Source organism: Rouxiella aceris (assembly GCF_012933545.1).
GTDB classification, from domain to species: Bacteria; Pseudomonadota; Gammaproteobacteria; order Enterobacterales; family Enterobacteriaceae; genus Rouxiella; species Rouxiella aceris.
Map to the genome: position 1 here is coordinate 366709 of NZ_JAADJU010000001.1, position 18369 is coordinate 385077.

Annotated in this window: 9 protein-coding genes; 4 read left to right on the forward strand and 5 right to left on the reverse strand. The window is 55.2% G+C overall.

The genetic code is table 11. From position 1 onward, the window contains the following. Window positions 1–46 precede the first annotated feature (46 nt). Window positions 47–8647, reverse strand: coding sequence for a GH36-type glycosyl hydrolase domain-containing protein (locus GW590_RS01665; protein ID WP_408014898.1), 8601 nt, complete (start codon window positions 8645–8647; stop codon window positions 47–49). 394 nt (window positions 8648–9041) lie between these two features. Next, complete coding sequence (locus GW590_RS01670) at window positions 9042–10340, reverse strand: NtaA/DmoA family FMN-dependent monooxygenase (protein ID WP_169401279.1); 1299 nt, start codon at window positions 10338–10340, stop codon at window positions 9042–9044. Between the two features lie 323 nt (window positions 10341–10663). On the opposite strand from GW590_RS01670, the gene GW590_RS01675 reads away from it, so the two are divergent. Genes GW590_RS01675 through GW590_RS01690 form a run of 4 tightly spaced genes read left to right on the forward strand, consistent with a single transcriptional unit; the run spans window position 10664 to window position 15729 of the window. Beyond that, window positions 10664–12250, forward strand: a complete 1587-nt coding sequence (locus tag GW590_RS01675; protein ID WP_235955828.1) for an ABC transporter substrate-binding protein — start codon at window positions 10664–10666, stop codon at window positions 12248–12250. 1 nt (window position 12251) lies between these two features. Beyond that, the gene (locus tag GW590_RS01680; protein ID WP_169401281.1) at window positions 12252–13181 is read left to right on the forward strand and encodes an ABC transporter permease; all 930 of its coding nucleotides are present in this window, start codon (window positions 12252–12254) and stop codon (window positions 13179–13181) included. A gap of 2 nt (window positions 13182–13183) precedes the next feature. Then, window positions 13184–14047 carry an ABC transporter permease gene (locus GW590_RS01685; RefSeq protein WP_169401282.1) on the forward strand — a complete coding sequence of 288 codons (864 nt, stop codon included), beginning with the start codon at window positions 13184–13186 and terminating at the stop codon, window positions 14045–14047. A gap of 5 nt (window positions 14048–14052) precedes the next feature. After that, complete coding sequence (locus GW590_RS01690) at window positions 14053–15729, forward strand: dipeptide ABC transporter ATP-binding protein (protein ID WP_408014899.1); 1677 nt, start codon at window positions 14053–14055, stop codon at window positions 15727–15729. Window positions 15730–15762: 33 nt separating this feature from the next. Here the strand turns inward: GW590_RS01690 and GW590_RS01695 are convergent, their stop codons facing one another. The 3 genes from GW590_RS01695 to GW590_RS01705 are packed head-to-tail and all read right to left on the reverse strand — an operon-like array spanning window position 15763 to window position 18253. Beyond that, window positions 15763–16434: a methionine ABC transporter permease gene (locus tag GW590_RS01695; RefSeq protein WP_169401645.1), complete on the reverse strand. Its 672-nt coding sequence runs from the start codon at window positions 16432–16434 to the stop codon at window positions 15763–15765. Next, on the reverse strand, window positions 16431–17414 hold the full coding sequence (locus tag GW590_RS01700) for a methionine ABC transporter ATP-binding protein (RefSeq protein ID WP_169401284.1): 984 nt from the start codon (window positions 17412–17414) through the stop codon (window positions 16431–16433). The genes GW590_RS01695 and GW590_RS01700 overlap by 4 nt, the downstream gene beginning before the upstream one ends. Then, window positions 17411–18253 (reverse strand): MetQ/NlpA family ABC transporter substrate-binding protein, encoded by an 843-nt coding sequence (locus GW590_RS01705; protein ID WP_169401285.1) that lies wholly within the window; start codon window positions 18251–18253, stop codon window positions 17411–17413. The genes GW590_RS01700 and GW590_RS01705 overlap by 4 nt, the downstream gene beginning before the upstream one ends. Window positions 18254–18369 lie beyond the last annotated feature (116 nt).

Below are 18369 nucleotides of genomic sequence, written 5' to 3' on the forward strand. Positions count from 1 at the left end.
TGGGGGGGAGTATACTGACATACTGGTAGGGGGTATAGTTAAATTTTTACCCCGTCGCCGTGATCACCTCGACCTGATGCTCCTGTCCATCGTCAGCCAGGGGGATCATGGCGTCTGTCAGCGTTTGTCCGTCCAGTTTGACCTGATACTCTCCCTGCCCGCGTTTAATGGTGATCTGATAGCGACTGCTGCCCTGCTGATAGCTCAGGCTGACCTGCGGCCAGTCGGCGGGCAAACGGGTGCTGAAGGAAATAAAATGGCCATGGCGCTTTAACCCCAGCAGCGACTCGATAATCAAACGGTAAGCCCAGCCGGCAGATCCGGTATACCAGCTCCAGCCACCGCGACCGCCGTGCGGATCCACCGAGTAAATATCAGCGCATATCACATAAGGTTCAACTTTGTAGCGTTCGGCATCGACGGCATGGCGGCTATGGTTGATCGGATTGATCATTGCCATCAGTTGCCACGCCCGTTCAATTTCGCCCATCTCGGCAAAGGCCATAATCGCCCAGATCGCACCATGGGTATATTGCCCGCCGTTTTCGCGCACACCCGGCAGATAACCGCGAATATAACCGGGGTTCGGCCCGTTACCGTTAAAGGGCGGGGTCAGTAACTTTATCAGCCCATTTTTCTTATCCACCAGATGCTGGTCCAGCGCCAACATTGCCTGGCGCTGGCGAGTTTCCTCCCCGGCTCCCGACAGTACCGACCAGCTTTGTGCAATGGCATCAATTTGGCATTCTGCATTATGGTGAGAGCCCAGGGTCTCGCCGCTGTCAAAATAGCCGCGCAGATACCAGCCACCGTCCCAGCCATGTTCGTGCAGGTTTTGTTGCAACCGCGCTGCCTGTTCCCGGCACAGTTGCGCCGTCTCGCTATCGCCAAGCTTTTCCGCCAGCGCTCCATAGCGCTGTAATACATAATAGAAGAAGAAACCGAGCCAGACACTTTCTCCTCGTCCGGCAATGCCCACCAGGTTCATGCCATCATTCCAGTCACCGGCCCCCATCAGCGGTAAACCATGTTGCCCGAATTGCAGCCCGTGCCTGATCGCACGCACGCCATGTTGCCAGAGACTTTCCTCTAACTGGCTGACCTGCGGCTGTTGGTAGCAGGACTCTTCACCGGCAGCCAGCGGCCGCGCCTCCAAATAGCTCACCCGTTGATCGAGGATCGCCTTATCCTCAGTTGCATCGAGGTAGTGGCAGATAGCCAGCGGCAGCCATAAAAAGTCATCGGAGCAGCGGGTACGCACACCGTTGCCGGTAGGCGGATGCCACCAGTGTTGCACATCGCCTTCAATAAACTGGCGCGACGCGCAGAGCAGGATCTGTTCTCGTAGCCGCTGTGGCGCGGCATAAACCAGCGCCAGGCTATCCTGTAGCTGATCGCGAAAACCAAAGGCACCGCCGGATTGATAGTAGCCGCTGCGGGCCATCATGCGGCAGGAGAGGGTCTGATACAGCAGCCAGCCATTGGCAAGCAGATCGATCGCCGGATCCGGTGTTGTTATCTGGATTTTATCCAGCACCCGATGCCAGTAACCATGGATATTATCCAGTTCGTGACCGACGCTATCGGGGTCAAGAAAGCGTGCGATCAGGCTTTCGGCCTGTTGCGGATCCTCTCCCAGTCCGAGCACAAAAACAAAGCGGTGCTGATCGCCGTCAATCAGCGTGATGGCAGATTGCAGTGCGGCACAGGGATCCAGCGCCGCACCGGTCCGGCCCGACAGCCGCCGTTGCCTCATGCCCGCGGGTTGCTGCAATGACCCGTTGCGGCCGAGAAATTCGCGACGATCGCCGCTCAGAGAACATTGTCCGCCGCTGACGGCAAAGAACGCCGTGCGCTCTGAACCGTTGCTGTTAAACGCGTTGCGCGCCAGCACGGCGCAGCCTTTTTGACTCTTGAGCGGCGAGGTAACGATATGCATCTGCGACTTGCTGCGTAACTCTGCCAGTACCCACTCCACATAGCCGGTGGCTGAAAGTTTACGCGTGCGTCCGGAATGATTTTTTAAGGTGAGCATCATCAGCTTGACCGGCGCTGTCTCGGGTACCAGCACCAGCAGTTCGCTGGCGATACCGCTTTGCTGATGCTCAAACAGGCTATAGCCAAAACCGTGACGGGTAAGATAGCTTCCCTCACCGCGCAGCGGCAGCGCGGTAGGCGACCAGAGCTGACCGCTCTCCTCGTCGCGCAGATAAAATGCCTCGCCGCTGCTGTCGCAGACCGGATCGTTGTGCCACGGCGTCAGGCGATATTCATGGGCATTTTCATACCAGCTATAGGCCTGACCGCTTTCTGAAATCAACGTGCCAAAGTTGTCGTTTGCCAGCACATTGCTCCAGGGCGCAGGCGTGGTCACTCCCGGATTAAGCACCACCTGATATTCCCGACCATCGCCGGAAAAACCGCCCAGACCATTAAAAAACTGCAAATGTTCCGTATTGATCGCCGGGGGGCAAGGCGCGTTATCGGCAGCGGCAATCACCGGTATCAGCGCGGACGGCAACGACTGGGCGGGTTGCAGACGTTGCTTGAGCTGTGTGGAGAGTTTGCCACGTTGGTCATCAAACATAATGCTGGCAACACTGAGCAGCAAAGCGCGATCTTCCGGGGTGATATGTTCACTATTGCGCACAAAGATGCCGCCCGGTTGTTCGTACTGATCCGACGCCGATCCCGCCGCTACCAGATTGAGGATCTGGTGGAACAGTGCTTGTTGATAGCCACCAAGATCGTGACTAAGGATCAGGAGATCGACCTTTAATCCCTTGATCCGCCAGTACTGATGCGCCTTGACCAGTTGCGTGACCATCGCCATATTTTCGCTGCTGCTTATCGAAAGCAGCACAATCGGCAGATCGCCGGATAGCGCATACCCCCACAGACTGGGCTGCCCACGGCGATTTTGCAGGATGACCTCCGCCTCGGCGCGTAATTCCCGCGCAGGAAACAGAATCGATCCCGCCATGCGGTTAAACAGATCGGCCTCCTCGTCGTTGACATTAATCTGCCGCAGGGCAATCTGGCTATGGGAGCTGGCCATCTCAAACATACGGTCGGCAATAGGGTGATCGCGGTATTTATCCAGCAGCGCCAGACTCAGGTCGCGTTCGGCGGTAACGCCCAGGATCATATCGATCACCAGCGGCACGCCGGGTTTCAGCCGAATACGGTGGCGAACGGCAATCACCGGATCCACCACCGCCCCTGCCGTATTGCTCAAGGGGCCGGGGTGTCTTAAGACCAGCGGATCGGCAGCGGTTTGTCCGCGGCCAATAAACTTTGCGCGATCGGTTTCAAAGGAGGTCTGTCTTTCGACATCACCATGGATCGCTGTCATATGAAATAACCACGGACAGGCTTCGTCCGGTTCACGTGGACGGCGATGGCAAAGAATGCCCTCTCGATCCACCAGCAATTCCGTTTGCACAAACAGATTGCTAAAGGCCGGATGGGTCAGATCGTTCGCCGCCGGGGCCAGTACCACTTCGGCGTAGGTGGTGATTTCAATCACTTTAGGCTGACGTCCGCGCCAATGCAGCGAGAGACGGCGCAGTTCGACATCGTCTTCCGGGGAGACGACAATCTGAGTTTGCGCACTGAGTTTCCCCTCACGGCGGATAAATTCGGCGCCGGCATCACTAAAAATCACCTGATACTGGCCACTGGCTTTGCCCGTAGTCGGCTGCAAGCTATTGCTCCACACCTCGCCACTATCGACATCTTGCAGATAGCAAAACAGGCCATAACTATCGCGGGTGGCATCGTTGCGCCAGCGGGTCAAGGCGAACTGATCCCAGCGGCTATAACCGCCACCCGCCTGGGTCAGCATCAATTGGTAACGGCTATTGGCCAGCAGTTGCACCTCGGGAAGCGGGCTGGCGGCATCGGTAAATTTCCGCAACGGCTGATCCCGGGATTTCAGCGCATTATCCACTGACTCAAAATGCCGCCGTGGGCTATAAAGCTCAACGGCATCGGGCATTCTCTCCTGCAACAGCAAACGCGCCGATTGATAAACCGGGTTGGCAGCAAAGCGTTCGACCATCGGCGCATTCAGCAGCAGGTGCGACAAGGCCAGAAAACTCATGCCCTGATGATGTGCCATATAAGAGCGAATAATAATATACAGTTGGCCGCGCGCCAGCCGCGCCGGGGTGTAATCAAGGGCTTCGTAAAAACCGTACTCGCCCCTGGCACCGAGGTTTTCCAGCGCCAGCAGATTGTCACAGGCAGCCTGCGGACGCACCATCAGCGCCATCATGCTGGCATAGGGCGCCACCACCAGGTTATCCGCCAGACCGCGTTTAAGGCCCAAGTCAGGGACGCCAAAGGCCTGATATTGATAATTATGGCTACTGTCGTAGGCCGCATAGCCAGACTCGGAAATGCCCCAGGGGATGTTGTGGCTGTCACCCCAGGCGATTTGCCGATCCACCGCCGACTGACACATTTTTTCCAATAAGGTGTCGGGATAAGCCGGCATCACCAACTGCGGCATCAGGTATTCAAACATCGAACCGCTCCACGACATCAGCGCCGACTGTTTATTAAAACGGGTAAACAGCCGCCCCAGCGCAAACCAGCTTTTCATCGGCAACTGGTTAGTGGCGATGGTGAAATATTGCGTTAGCCGGATCTCTGAAGGCAGCAGGTCGTATTTGCCGCCGTCGAGTTTGTTCTCGTCGCAGTGGTAGCCGACGCATAACAGATGGGTATCCGCACAATAGAGAAACCTGAAATCCATATTGGCATGATCGATTAAGCGCTGTTCCAACTCGCTCAACATCAGTAAACGCTGACCGGCGATAGCCTGCGCCTGGGCAAGGCTGGCGCGGCGCGCGGCGGTAAAGGTGCCTTGCTGGCTGGCGGGGGGATGCCATTGCGCAATCTGGCTTAAGGACGGCAGCTTTTCGCCCTCTTTATGGCACGGATACCAGGCTAACAGTTGCGACCACTCCTCGCTGAACTGCGCCAACTGGCTATGCAGATTTTCGCTCCAGCGCCGCACCCGCGACGGGCTGTCGCTACAGGCTTGCTGTAGCAACACGCTGAGGGCGAGCATATTCTGCAATCCCTGACCGGTCTCTTCACCGGTAGAGTTGGCCAGGGCGTACCAAAGCTTGCGCATTTTTTTTAACAAGGCGGGAGGCGCGCTGCTGACACTTTGCTCAAACAGCGTCAGCGTATCGTCGAGGCCCGCCAGCAGTTGCTGCCGATCCAATAGCGGTTGCTGTCGCCATGCGCGCAGCCCGGCACTGAGGGTTAACAGATGCCCGGCCAGATTGCCGCTGTCAACGCTGGAAATATAGCGCGGGCTAAGCGGTTGCAGGGTGCGGGTGTCGTACCAGTTATAAAGATGCCCGCGGTAGTGTTCCAGCTTATCCAGGGTCGTTAATGTCTGGCCGATACGGCGCAACACCTCCCCCTGAGTGATATAGCCAAAATCCCAGGCGGTGAGATTGGCCAGCAGTGACAGACCAATATTGGTCGGCGAGGTGCGGTGCGCAATCACCGGCTCGGGGACTTCCTGGTAGTTATCCGGCGGTAACCAGTTCTCCTGTTGATTAACAAAGGTATCAAAAAACGCCCAGGTTTCGCGGGCGCTTTGCCGTAAAAATGCCCGCTGCCTGTCACTGATCGCCACTTTTTCGGCCACCGGCTGGCGACTTAACCAACTCATCAGTGCCGGGGTCAGCAACCACAGTAAACCGATGGGCAGTGCCACAGCGATCAGTGCCGGATGATAGCGGTAGGTGAGCAGGCTCAATAACAGTCCGGCGCAAGGGTTGAGCCACATTTGACGATAAAAGCTCAGCACAGAGAGGGTACAGCTGGCCTGACAGCGATCGGAGCTTAGCCACTCATTCAGATGGCGGCGGCTGACAGTCAGTCGCCACAGGGTGACCATAATCGCCAAGAGTGAATAGCCCGCTTCGTGGGGCAAGGTGGCAATACGCAAGGCAAGACGTCTTAGCCGCATCAGCGTGGCGCACAGCACCAGCCTGATATGCTGTTTTAACGGCCGACGGCGGCTTTTGTGTAGCAGCTCGATCAGCAATGCCAGCAACATCGGCAGGCACAACATGGTTAGCAAAAAAACCAGCCAGTAAAGCGGATTGGGCACCCAGGTCAGGGCACTAAAAATTAAGATCAACAGGCTGGGGATGGTCAGGCTGCGGCGCAGATTATCAAATAATTTCCAGCGCGACAGAGTGCTCAGCGGATTGGGGCAGCGGCTGCCATCGGCCTTGCGCACCCGCAGTTGCAGCCAATTGAGCAGTTGCCAGTCGCCGCGGATCCAGCGCGTGCGTCGGGCGACGTCCACCAGATAATTGGCCGGATACTGTTCGTAGAGCAGTACATTACTGAGCACACCGGAACGGGCATAGCATCCTTCCAGCAGGTCATGGCTAAGCACCAGATTGTCGGGGCAGACCCCCGCCAGCGCCTGCATAAACATATCAACATCATAAATTCCCTTGCCGATAAAAGAGCCTTCGGCAAACAGATCCTGATAGATATCGGACGACATACAGCAATAGGGATCATTGCCAGGCAGGCAACTGGACAAGGCGGCGTAACGGCTTTGCCCATGGCGCGGCACCTCTTCCGCCAGTCGCGGCTGTAAAATGGCATAACCGGCTACCACCCGTTGGCGCTCAGCGTCGTAAACCGGCTGATTCAGCGGATGTGCCATAGTGGCCACCATTTGGCCCACGCTGTCACGGGGCAGATGGGTATCGCTATCGAGGGTGATGACATATTTAACCCGTTTAAGCTGTGACGGGTTGCCGCCAACAACCTGCGTAAAACCACTTTTGTCGCCGCGCAGCCAACGATTAAGCGCCTGCAGTTTTCCCCGTTTACGTTCATATCCCATCCACACGCCCTGTTGACGATTAAACTCCCGCGCGCGATGGAACAGGCTGAATAACGGCGCTTCCTGCCCCAGGTAACGGTAGTTCAAGGCATGGATCTGTTGGATGGCATAGGCCAGCAGTTCTGCATCAGCCGGGTGATGTCGGCTCGGGTTGTCCTGAAAATCGGTCAGCAGGGCAAAATAGACATACGGCTGGGTATTGCCGAGGTAGCACACTTCCAGCTGATTAAGCAGATGGTCAATGGCGTCACGACTGCTTAACAGACAGGGGATCGCCACCAGCGTGGCGCAGTCAGCGGGAATACCGGCGGAAAAATCCATGCGGGGTAAAGGATCCGGGAAACGGGCGCGGGTGGTGATTTCCGACAGCAAGTTAAGGGCAAACTGGCTGACCACAATGGCGATAGGTAACGCCAGCAACCACAGCAGTGCGCTGATCCCCGACGACTGGCTGCGAAACAGCAGATCGGCGGTGCAGGCGGCAATCAGCAAACTGAGGCTGCCCAGCCACGACAACAGCGGAGTTTGCGCACAGCGCAGGCGAAACCCCATCCAACGCGGCATAGCCACCTGTAGCCGCTGTTCTACCTCGCCACGCCCCTGGTCAATCAGGTAATAGCCCAGATGCTGCTGTGGGCTGCCCTGTTCTGCGCTCTGGGCAAGGGTCAGGATCTGGCTGGCGACCTGGCTTTCACTGTAGGGGCAGTGGCGAGAAATCACTTCAATCTGCTGGCGATAGTTATCGCGGGTATCAAAGTGCATATGGCGATAAATATCGGCGGGATCCTGTTGTAACAGCGCCTCTACCGCGCTCATTTTTTCCGTAAAGTCCGGCCAGTCGGTTTCGTTAAGCTGCCGCAGGCCGAGAATACTATGGCTGACCGACAGCTGGCTGGCGGCAAGCTGCTGATTAAACTCATCGATAATGGTGGCCACCGTCACCCCGTCATCGGCCAGACGCTGCTTGACCCAGGTTAGAGCGAGCGCCAGCGTATCGCCGCTACCCTGCAAGCGGCGGATCAACTCGGCAACAAAGGCGCTGGAACAGGGCAGTTTTTTTTGTGCCAAATCGGCAATCACCACGATCAGGTCTGCGGGTTGGCTCTGCGCGCAGTGCAACATTTTTGCTACCCACTGCCCGGCAAGATGACGTTGTTGATGAAAATCGGCCACCTGAGCACCAACGTGGCGCAAATTATCAATCAGCGCCAGCCGCAGCATGCCCGGCAGCGCCCACAGCTCGCCGAGGGTCAACGGGGTGATACGCTGATAGGCGCGAATAAAAGCGCTGAGCCTGGGCACATCCCAATGACCATCGCTGTGCATAATTATTTCATTGGCGATATCATAAATACGCGGGGTATGCCGGTCGCCGACTAATGCCGGCAGCCCCTTGCCAAAATCCGGAGGCAGTAATTGCCGCACCAGGCGAATATGCTCTTCAATCAGATAAAAGTTTTCCAGCAGCCACAGCGCCGCCGGTGTCATGCTGTCCTGATCGGAGGAACTCAGTAATCCACAAGATTGCGTCAACTGGCGTTCGTTATACGCCAACTGCTTTAACAATGAATAGGGCCGCTTATCTGCCGATATTTTATGGGCGCGCGCCAGTTTTTCTCCGTGAATATCCATTTGCTCCAGGGTAAACAACTCGGCTTTAATCCGCACCTCCGCGCCATGATCATTCAGGGTATTACGCTCAAGAGGATATTTTTTATTTGCCAACCACATTTTAAAATTAACTTTCACAAAAACTCCTTATTACTTATCGTTCATCCTTATCCGCAGGAGAACGCCACTGGCAAGCTCGGCGCGGGCATGGTGGTGCGGTGACTGCCTTGGTTTACCTGGCATGCAGATTGATCAGCGATAGAAAACAACTTAGCTAAACAGCTAACATTAATCCCTACAATGCTAGTTGAATTTTTTTATTAATTGAGAAAATAGCTGATTTTTTTATTTGTTATTTTAAATATAAATGAATCAATATTTAATTATTATATTGATGAATATATTAACAAGCCAAAGAGGGATTAATATTTCACAGTACGGAGAGAGGTAAATGGCGAGAAAATTCGCCGAACGTGGCGATAATTATTGCCCGTAACGGGCAATAAAATAACAGGGAAAAATACAGTGCTGATTACTCAGCGGCAAGGGCGGGCAACTCAAGGTTAGCGCGAAAATCCTCGCCGGTGTAATCCTCGTCGATTAACTGCCTTTTACGCAGTTCCGGTAACAGGCCATTAAGTAACAGGTCCTGCTGATCGGGCTGCCCCAAACCATGCAGGGAGATAACATCCAGCACTCCGGCGCGGTAGCGTTCTTCAATGGCGTCGGCCAGGGTTTCGGGGGTGCCCGCCACATACCAATGCCCGGTTTCCTGCGCCTGAATCACCAGCTCTCGCAGCGTCAATCCTTGCAGAGCAAAGCGTTTGAATATCTCCGCCCTGCCCCGTCGACGGTTAATCTGCCCAACCTCTGGCAAAAAACGGGCGGGGATCGGCTTATCGAGAGAAAAATCCCGCAAATCAATATTGCCGCCCAGCATATCGGCGACTTTCAGCTTGCCTTGCTGATAGTCAATACGCTCATGCTTTTCACGCAGCCGCCGGGAAACATCGGTGGCGCTATCGCCGATCACCGAGTGGAACGAATTCATAATCAGCGGCTTGTTAGTATGGCGGCCATAGGCATTGGCGTACTGCTGCACCTGCGCCACAAAACTGCGGGCATCTTCCAGCGTCGGCTGGGAGGTGTAGATCACTTCGGCATATTTTGCCCCCAGCGCCAGCCCCTGTTCCGACTGCCCCGCCTGGAATTGCACCGGTCGTTTTTGCGGTGGCGGCGGTACATTCAGCGGCCCCTGCACTTTAAAAAAATCTCCGCGATGATGAATGGCGTGCAGTTTGCGCGGATCAATACTGATCGCGCCACTGTCAGAGCGACGCACCGCCGTGGTCTCATTGGCAGCGAATAACGCGTTGATCACCTCAATAAATTCCGTGGCGCGCGCATAACGCACGGCAGGTTCAGGCAGGGTGATATCACCAAAATTTTCCTCCCCCACTGATGAGGTCACCGCATTCCAGCCAGCGCGACCGGCGCTGACATGGTCGAGAGTACCAATTAGCCTGGCCAGGTTATAAGGATGGTGATAGGTGGTGGAGACGGTGGCGATCAGACCTATTTTGCTGGTCACCTGACTGAGAGCCGCCAGGGTAACGATCGGATCCTGACTGCCGGTCGTTCCCGCAAGCCCATCAGGATCGGCCTGCAACAAATCGGCGGTAAAGAGTCCGGTGATTTTTTCTTTCTCGGCTAGCCTGGCCAGCGCAACGGCCCGGGCGATCCCGGTGTCTGCCTGTTGATCATTGCCAGCATAAATAACGCTGCCTGCGCCAACCAGTGTCTTAAGACGTCTGCGTGATGGGCTAGTCAATCTGAACTCCTCTATTTACAAATATTTCACAAAAACTGAAATACAAAAATAGAGCGCAGCGGGTTTTAGGCTACCAATAAATAAGCATTTCGATTTTACAAATAGAGATAAACCTTGCGGGCCATGGCCGAAAGCGCACTCAGCGGGGGACCTCAGCCTTGAGCATCACACGGTCTGTCATTATTACTTTATCGATATTAAAAAGCTTTTTTTATTCGTTTAAGTCTGGGTCGTGGCTTTGTAAGTTTACTCGGCAAGTTCTGATTATCTTCACCAGCTTCCGGGAGCAACAGTTAATGACAATAAAAAGAAAAGAGTGGCAGATGAAAAAGATAATCGCCACCCTGGCGCTAGTGGTCGCCGCCAGCCAAAGCGGGACAGCAAATGCCGCCGAGACGCCGCAACAAGGGGGCACGCTAAATGTTGCCCTCGGCAGTGATACACCAGTCATCGACCCGTCTATCACCGGCTTTTCGGTGACGGCGTTAATTGCCCGCAATGTGGTGGATTCCCTGGTGGGTCAGGCAGCAGATAATCAGTTTACCCCCTGGCTGGCAGAGAGCTGGCAGGTCAATAGCAATCACACCGATTATGTCTTTCACTTACGCAAGGACGTCACCTTTAGCGATGGCACCAAGCTGGATGCCGAGGCGGTAAAGTATAATCTGCAACGTATTCTGGATCCGAAAACCACCTCCAGCTATGCCAAATCCCTGCTTGGTCCGATCAAAACCCTGACCACTCCCGACGCTTACACACTGGTGATTCATTATGACTTGCCCTTTGCGCCACTGTTGCAGGGACTGAGTTTGCCCTATTTAGGCATTCAGTCACCGACGTATCTGCAAAACACCGTCAATACCAGCAATACCGTGGTCGGCTCCGGACCCTTTATTTTAAAATCCTTTGTCAAAGGCAGCGGTAGCCAGCTTACCCGTCGCGCCGACTATCATTGGGGACCGGGTTATGCCAAACACAGCGGCCCGGCCTATCTCGAAGCCATCAACTTTAAATATCTACCGGAATCCTCGGTGCGTCTCGGCGCGTTGGTCAGTGGGCAAATTCAGGCCATTGATGCCGTTCCACCGGTCAATGCCCAGTCGGTAAAAAATAATCCGACGCTACAGGTAGAAACCAAAGAGGATCCTGGCGTTAATCGCCTGCTGTACTTAAATACCTCGCAGGGGCCTTTCCAGGATCAACGGGTGCGTCAGGCCTTTTTACGGGCAAGCGATCCGGCATCTGCCGTTAAAGTGGCGTTTTTTGGCACACTAAAAGTCGCAGATAACGTGTTGGGTCCGCAAACACTGTATTACGATCACAGCATTGCCGCGCTTTGGGGCTTTGATCTCAACAAAGCCAACCAGTTACTGGATCAGGCAGGCTGGCAGGAGAAAGACGCAACCGGGATCCGCACCAAACAGGGCAAAAAACTGACAGTGCATTTTGTTTATGACCCGACCTCGGTGGAAAGTGCCGATATCACCTTATTCCAGGCCATTCAGTTCCAGGTGAAAAAAGCCGGATTTGATCTGCAGCTTGACCCGGTAGACTCCGGCGTGTTCAGCGCGCGTACCGTCAATAACGACTACGATATTGTGTCGAATTTCTACGTCCGCGCAGAACCGGATATTTTACGCACCGTCTTTCACTCCGACTATATCCCGCCGAAAGGCTCCAACTTTAGCCATGTCAGCGCTCTGGACGATAAGCTAAAACTGGCGGTGGGCGCGCCCGATGAGCAACGTAAGCAGCTCTATAGCGAGGTACAACGGCAGGTTATCGATCAGGCCTATGTGGTGCCGCTGTATGTGCCCGCCTATCAGTTGGGTATCTCGAAAAATGTCCATGACATCAGTTGGGCAACCAATGCCAAGCCAAACTTCTACGATGTCTGGCTGAGCCATTGATATGTTAAGAACAGGGATCCAACGCCTGCTCACCATCCTGGCCGTGCTCTGGGGCGCGGCCACCCTGACTTTTATTGCCTTCAAGCTGATCCCCGGCGATCCGGTGCTAATCTTGAGCGGCGGCAGTAACGTGGTTGACGATGCCTTTCGCGCGACCCTGACCCGGCAATTCGGTCTCGATCAGCCGCTATGGCTGCAATATGTGCATTACTGCGCCAGGGCATTGGTGGGTAATTTTGGTGAAAGCTATCAATACCGCCAGCCGGTCAGTCAGGTGATTGCCGCCGCGTTACGGCAAACCCTGCCGCTGGCGCTAAGCGCCCTGCTGCTGGCTCTGGCATTGGCCATCCTTAATGCCCTGGCCACCGCCGGGCGCTGGCCTTATCTGCGCAATTTTTTCGCCGGTCTCGAACTCTGCCTGCTTAGTACCCCGGTCTACTGGTTAGGCATTATTCTGCTTAGCCTGTTCAGTTTTCAGCTGCATTGGTTTCCGGTGATGGGCAATGACGGCTGGCTGTCGCTGGTGCTGCCGGTGATCGCTCTAAGCCTGCCGCTCACGGCAATATTAAGTCAGATTTTACGCGATGGTCTCGAACAGGCCTTGCTGCAACCTTTCGCCCTGACCATTCGCAGCCGCGGCGCGGGAGAAACCCGTCTGCGTCTGCGTCACGGGCTGCGCCATGCGGCGCTGGCGGCCTCAACGTTGACCGGCACGCTGTTAGCCAATGTGCTCAGTGGCTCGATACTGACTGAAACCGTATTTGGCCGGGCCGGTATTGGCAAAATTACCCTGCAGGCAATTGCCAACCGCGATATGCCGCTGATCCTCGGTATTGTCATGCTCTCGGCCCTGCTGTTTGTGGTGATCAATCTGCTGGTAGATGCGATCTATCTGCTGGTAGATCCGCGACTACGCACCCGGAGACTGTGACGATGAGTAGTGATCCTTTTGTTATGCCGTTACCCGGCGCGATACACCAACATGCAGGCAACCCCTGGCTACGGCCAAAAACCCTGCTGCCGGCAGCTTTTGTTCTGCTGCTGATCCTAGCGGTGATCGCTCCGCACGCCTTTGCCGCCTTCACCCCGGATGATATGGATATGAACGCCGTACTGGCGCGCCCCAGTCTTGCCCATTGGTTTGGCACTGACTCTCTCGGGCGGGATCTTTACTCGCGGGTGATTTATGGTTCTGTCCTTTCCCTCAGCATCGGTCTCGGTGCCACGGCGGTGGCCTGCGGCGGCGGGATCATCCTCGGTCTGCTCTGTGCGCTGGCCCCGCCGACAATAAGATCGGTGCTGGTACGGCTGCTGGATATTCTGCTGGCCTTTCCTGAATTATTGCTGGCGCTGCTGGTGATTGCCGTGCTGGGTCGCGGCCCGACCAACACCTTGCTGGCGGTAGGCTTGTCCGGCATTGGCAGCTATGCCCGCCTGCTGCGATCGCAGGTATTGCAGGTGAAAATCTCCGGCTACATTGAACATGCGGTGGCGCTGGGAGAATCGCCGACCCATATTATTCTGCGGCATATTCTGCCCAATAGTCTGCGCCCTCTGTTGATCCTGGCGACCCTTGGCTTGGGACAATCGGTACTGACCTCCTCCTCATTGAGTTTCCTTGGGCTTGGCGTGGTACCGCCCACCGCAGAATGGGGAGCATTACTGGCCGATGGCCGCGACTATCTTGATATTGCCCCCTGGATCAGCCTGCTGCCAGCCAGCGTTGTGGCGCTGTCGGTAATATCTATCACCCTGCTTGGCCGACGCCTGCAAACCATTTTAGCCACCGGAATATAATGCCAATGCCAAACCAAACCGCTACACCCGTCCCCCTGTTGCTGGTTGATGCCCTGAAGGTGAGCTTTGCGCAGACCGGATCCAACGTCGAGGCAGTAAAAAATATCTCTTTTCAGGTCAATGCCGGGGAGATCCTGGCACTGGTTGGCGAGTCGGGGTCGGGAAAATCAGTAACCGCCCGCACCTTGACCGGTCTGGCTGGTCCTCACGCCCAGGTGCAGGCACGCGCCCTGTCACTGACTGGCCATGATGGCCGCACTATCGATCTACGCCAGCTCAGCAACAGCGACTGGCAGCAGATCCGCGGTAAAGAGATCGGTTTTGTTTTACAAGATGCGCTGGTATCACTGGATCCGCTGCGCACCATTGGCAGCGAAGTCGCCGAACCAATGCACATTCATCGCACTTATCCGCCCGCAGAGATCCTTGCCCAGGTCGAGTCATTACTGTTGCAGGTCGGTATCGCCGATCCGCTTAATCGTATGGGTCAGCGCCCGCACGAGTTATCAGGAGGATTACGCCAGCGCGCATTGATTGCTTCTGCCATCGCCGCAGGTCCTAAACTGCTGATCGCCGATGAGCCGACCACCGCACTGGATGTCACTATCCAGCAGCGTATTTTACAGGTGTTTCGCCTGTTGGCGCAGGCCGGTCACGGTGTGTTGCTGATCACCCACGACCTGTCGGTGGTGGCGCAAGTGGCCGACCGAGTGGTCGTGATGCAAAATGGCGAAGCGGTAGAAACCGGCACTACCGCCCAGGTGCTGGCTGCGCCGGAACATCCTTACACCCGACGTCTGCTGGCGGCGATCCCCGGCGCTCATACCCGGGGGCGCTGGCTGGCCGGTGCGCCGCCGCTGGTGGAAACCCCGTTGACGGCACAACAACATTCCCGGCAGGCAAGCCGCTTATACCAGGGGCTTGCCCTCGATGTACAAGAGGTCAGCGTCGCCTTTCGTCGTCCAGATGGCAGTCGCCATCAGGCATTGGATCGTGTTTCGCTGCAACTGGCCTGGGGAGAGACGCTGGGTCTGGTGGGTGAATCAGGTTCAGGGAAAACCACTCTGGGCAAAGTAGTGCTGGCGCTGCAAGCGGCACAGCAAGGTCTGGTATTACTGGCAGGTCAGCCGTGGAGCGAACTGCGCGAGGGGCAGCGCCGTCTGCTGCGCGGGCGGATCCAGACCATTACCCAGGATCCCCTTGGTTCCTTTGATCCCCGCTACCGGGTTGAGCAAATCATTGAACAACCATTAAAACTTAATGGCAGTCTGAGCGCCGCAGAACGGCGTACAAAAATGGCCTCGCTGCTGCAACTGGTGGGTTTGCATAGCAATCTGCTGCAACGTCGCCCGCAGGCACTCTCCGGGGGGCAGCGACAGAGGGTGGCGATAGCTCAGGCACTGGCCTGCGATCCGGATATTCTGATCTGCGATGAACCGGTTTCCGCCCTTGATGTCACGACCCAGGCACAAGTGCTGGATCTGTTGATTGCCTTACAGCATAAGCTCGGCCTGACCATGCTGTTTATCTCTCATGATTTGGGCGTGGTACAGCATATGAGTCACCGTATTGCGGTGATGCAAGGAGGGCAGATTGTGGAGAGCGGACCTACGGCGCAGATTGTCTCTGCGCCGCAGCATGCCTATACGCAACAACTGCTGTCGGCGGTCGGCATGGCTTAGGTGGCCCTGCTGACCGCTTCTCTGCCGCGAGATCTAGCGACGATGTGCCAGAGAACGTACCAGCCGGTCACCGAGGCTTTGAATAAGCTGCACCATCACCAGTAAAATAACGATAGTGGCCACCATCACCTGATTATTAAATCGCTGATAGCCATAGCGAATAGCCAAATCCCCCAGGCCGCCACCACCGATCACTCCGGCCATTGAGGAAAAGCCAATCAGCATGACCAGCGTCAGAGTCATGCCGGCGATCAGTGCCGGTAATGCCTCAGGTAACAGCAGGGTAAAGACAATATGCCGCAATCCGCCGCCCATCGCCTGCACCGCTTCAATCCGGCCGCCATCCACTTCATCAAGAGCGTTTTCGACAATACGGGCAAAAAAAGGAATGGCGCCGAGGGTAATAGGGACCACTGCGGCGGTACTGCCAAGGGTAGTGCCAACTATCAGTCGGGTCAGGGGAATTAAGGCGATAAGCAGTACCACAAAGGGCAAAGAGCGTCCGATATTGACCAGGGTGCCCAAGATCACATTCAGCAAGGGAGCGGAATAAAGACCGGGTTTGCGGCTAAGGAACAGCAGTACGCCAATGGGTAAGCCAATCAGCAGGGTCAATAAGCCGGAGAATAAAACCATATATAAGGTTTGCCAGGTACCGGTCAGCACCAAATCATAAAGCTCGTTCCAGGGAAGACTGTTTCTTATACCCACTCTGCTTTTACTCCATTTTGATTAAGAAACTGCATCACCTCCCGCAGATCAACGCCACCCGGCGGTGGCGTAAAGCCAACGCGTAAACGTCCTACCCGCTGACCGGCGATGGACGCAATACCACCGCCAAACAGCGTGACACCCACGGCGTGCTGCCGAGCCAGAGCACTAAGTACCGGCGAGGCCAGCAGGCTGTCAAAAAAGGTCAGTTCGGCCACCGGGATAACGCCGGTTTCCTGATTGCCGCCGCAGTCCGGCAGTAAAGCCTGGCCCAGCAAAGAACCGGGAGCAGAAATCAGTTGCTGCAATGGGCCAGACTCCAGCACCCGCCCTTTAGCCAGTAAGGCCGCGCTGTCGCAGATCGATTTGACCACTTCCAGCTCATGGGTGATCAGCACAATGGTCAGGCCCAGCTGGCGATTGATATCGCGCAGCAAGGCTAGAATGGATGCCGTGGTTTCCGGATCCAACGCACTGGTTGCCTCATCCGACAGCAGATAGTGCGGATGTGCTGCCAGCGCACGGGCGATACCAACCCGTTGCTTTTGTCCACCGGACAGTTGAGAAGGAAAGGCACGCGCCTTGTCATTCAGCCCCACCAGATCCAGCAGCTCGGCAACCCGTTTTTTACGTTGATCGCGACCAATTCCGGCAATTTGTAGTGGAACCGCGATATTATCGCTGACATTACGCGCATGCAGTAAATTGAAGTTTTGAAAAATCATGCCAATACGTTGCCGCTGCTGACGCAATTGCTGCTCGTTTAACAGGGTCAAATCCTGTCCATCGAGCAGAATGCGGCCCGTGGTGGGCCGCTCCAGCAAATTCAAACAGCGTATCAGCGTACTTTTCCCTGCCCCGCTTTTACCAATGATGCCAAAGATGGAGCCATCATTAACGGTCAGACTGACATCCTGTAAAGCAGGTGCAGCTGCGTCGGCATAGCGCTTGCTAAGCTGTTCGACAACAATCATGACGCTTTGCCTGCAGCAACCGGCAATACCGAGCCATGATATTTATCGGTAATAAACTGCGCCACTTGCGGGGAGGCCAAATCTTTTGCCAGCCTTTTAATACGTGGGTCATTGGCCAGTTTTTCACTGGTCACCACAATATTGGCATAAGGATTCCCTTTGGCTTTTTCCAGCCCGAGGGCATCTTTTGCCGGATCCAACCCCGCTTCCAGCGCGTAGTTGCCGTTAATTACCGCCAAATCGACATCCGGTAGCGAACGGGGGATCTGCGGTGATTCCACTTCCAGAATTTTTATATTTTTCGGGTTGCTGGCGATATCTTTAGGCGTGGCCTGATTTTTAGCCGGATCGCTAAAGCCAGGTTTAAGGGTGATCAATCCCTGATCTTGCAGCAAATAGAGTGCACGGCTGAGATTGGTTTCATTATTTGGTACGGCCACCGTCGCATTTTGCGGCACCTGGCTTAATTTTTTGTATTTACTGGAGTAGACCCCTAACGGTTCAATATGCACTTCAGCGGCGACAGCAAATTTCACCCCAAGGGCTTTTTCCTGGGATAATAAATAAGGGCGATGCTGGAAATAATTGGCATCGACATCGCCATGCTGCAATAACTCATTAGAATTAACACCGTTGGGAATTTCAATCACCTTTAAATCAAGGCCGGGATCGATTTTCTGTACATAAGCCAGAATTTCAGCATGAGGTACCGGGTCGGCGGCAACGCGCAAAGGCTCGGCAGCGTAGGCTGAGACAGAGGCGATCAGCGCGGCGACAGCGGTTAAACGGCCAATAACAGTGCCGGAAAGGCCAAGACGCAAAGCGGTTTTTTTCAGCATAAACGTATCCCTATCATCCTATTAGTTATTATCAGGTGTCATTTTTCAGGTTATTTTTATGGCCACAAATTGGGCTTCACCGGATCCTTGTGAATCTATTTTTTATCATGGTTAAC

What these genes read in the sequence shown, in the direction of transcription:
- GW590_RS01675 (WP_235955828.1), top strand. Translation starts at nt 10,664, where the DNA reads ATGAAAAAGATAATCGCCACCCTGGCGCTAGTGGTCGCCGCCAGCCAA.
- GW590_RS01685 (WP_169401282.1), top strand. Translation starts at nt 13,184, where the DNA reads ATGAGTAGTGATCCTTTTGTTATGCCGTTACCCGGCGCGATACACCAA.
- GW590_RS01690 (WP_408014899.1), top strand. Translation starts at nt 14,053, where the DNA reads ATGCCAAACCAAACCGCTACACCCGTCCCCCTGTTGCTGGTTGATGCC.
- GW590_RS01700 (WP_169401284.1), bottom strand. Translation starts at nt 17,414, where the DNA reads ATGATTGTTGTCGAACAGCTTAGCAAGCGCTATGCCGACGCAGCTGCA.
- GW590_RS01705 (WP_169401285.1), bottom strand. Translation starts at nt 18,253, where the DNA reads ATGCTGAAAAAAACCGCTTTGCGTCTTGGCCTTTCCGGCACTGTTATT.
- GW590_RS01680 (WP_169401281.1), top strand. Translation starts at nt 12,252, where the DNA reads ATGTTAAGAACAGGGATCCAACGCCTGCTCACCATCCTGGCCGTGCTC.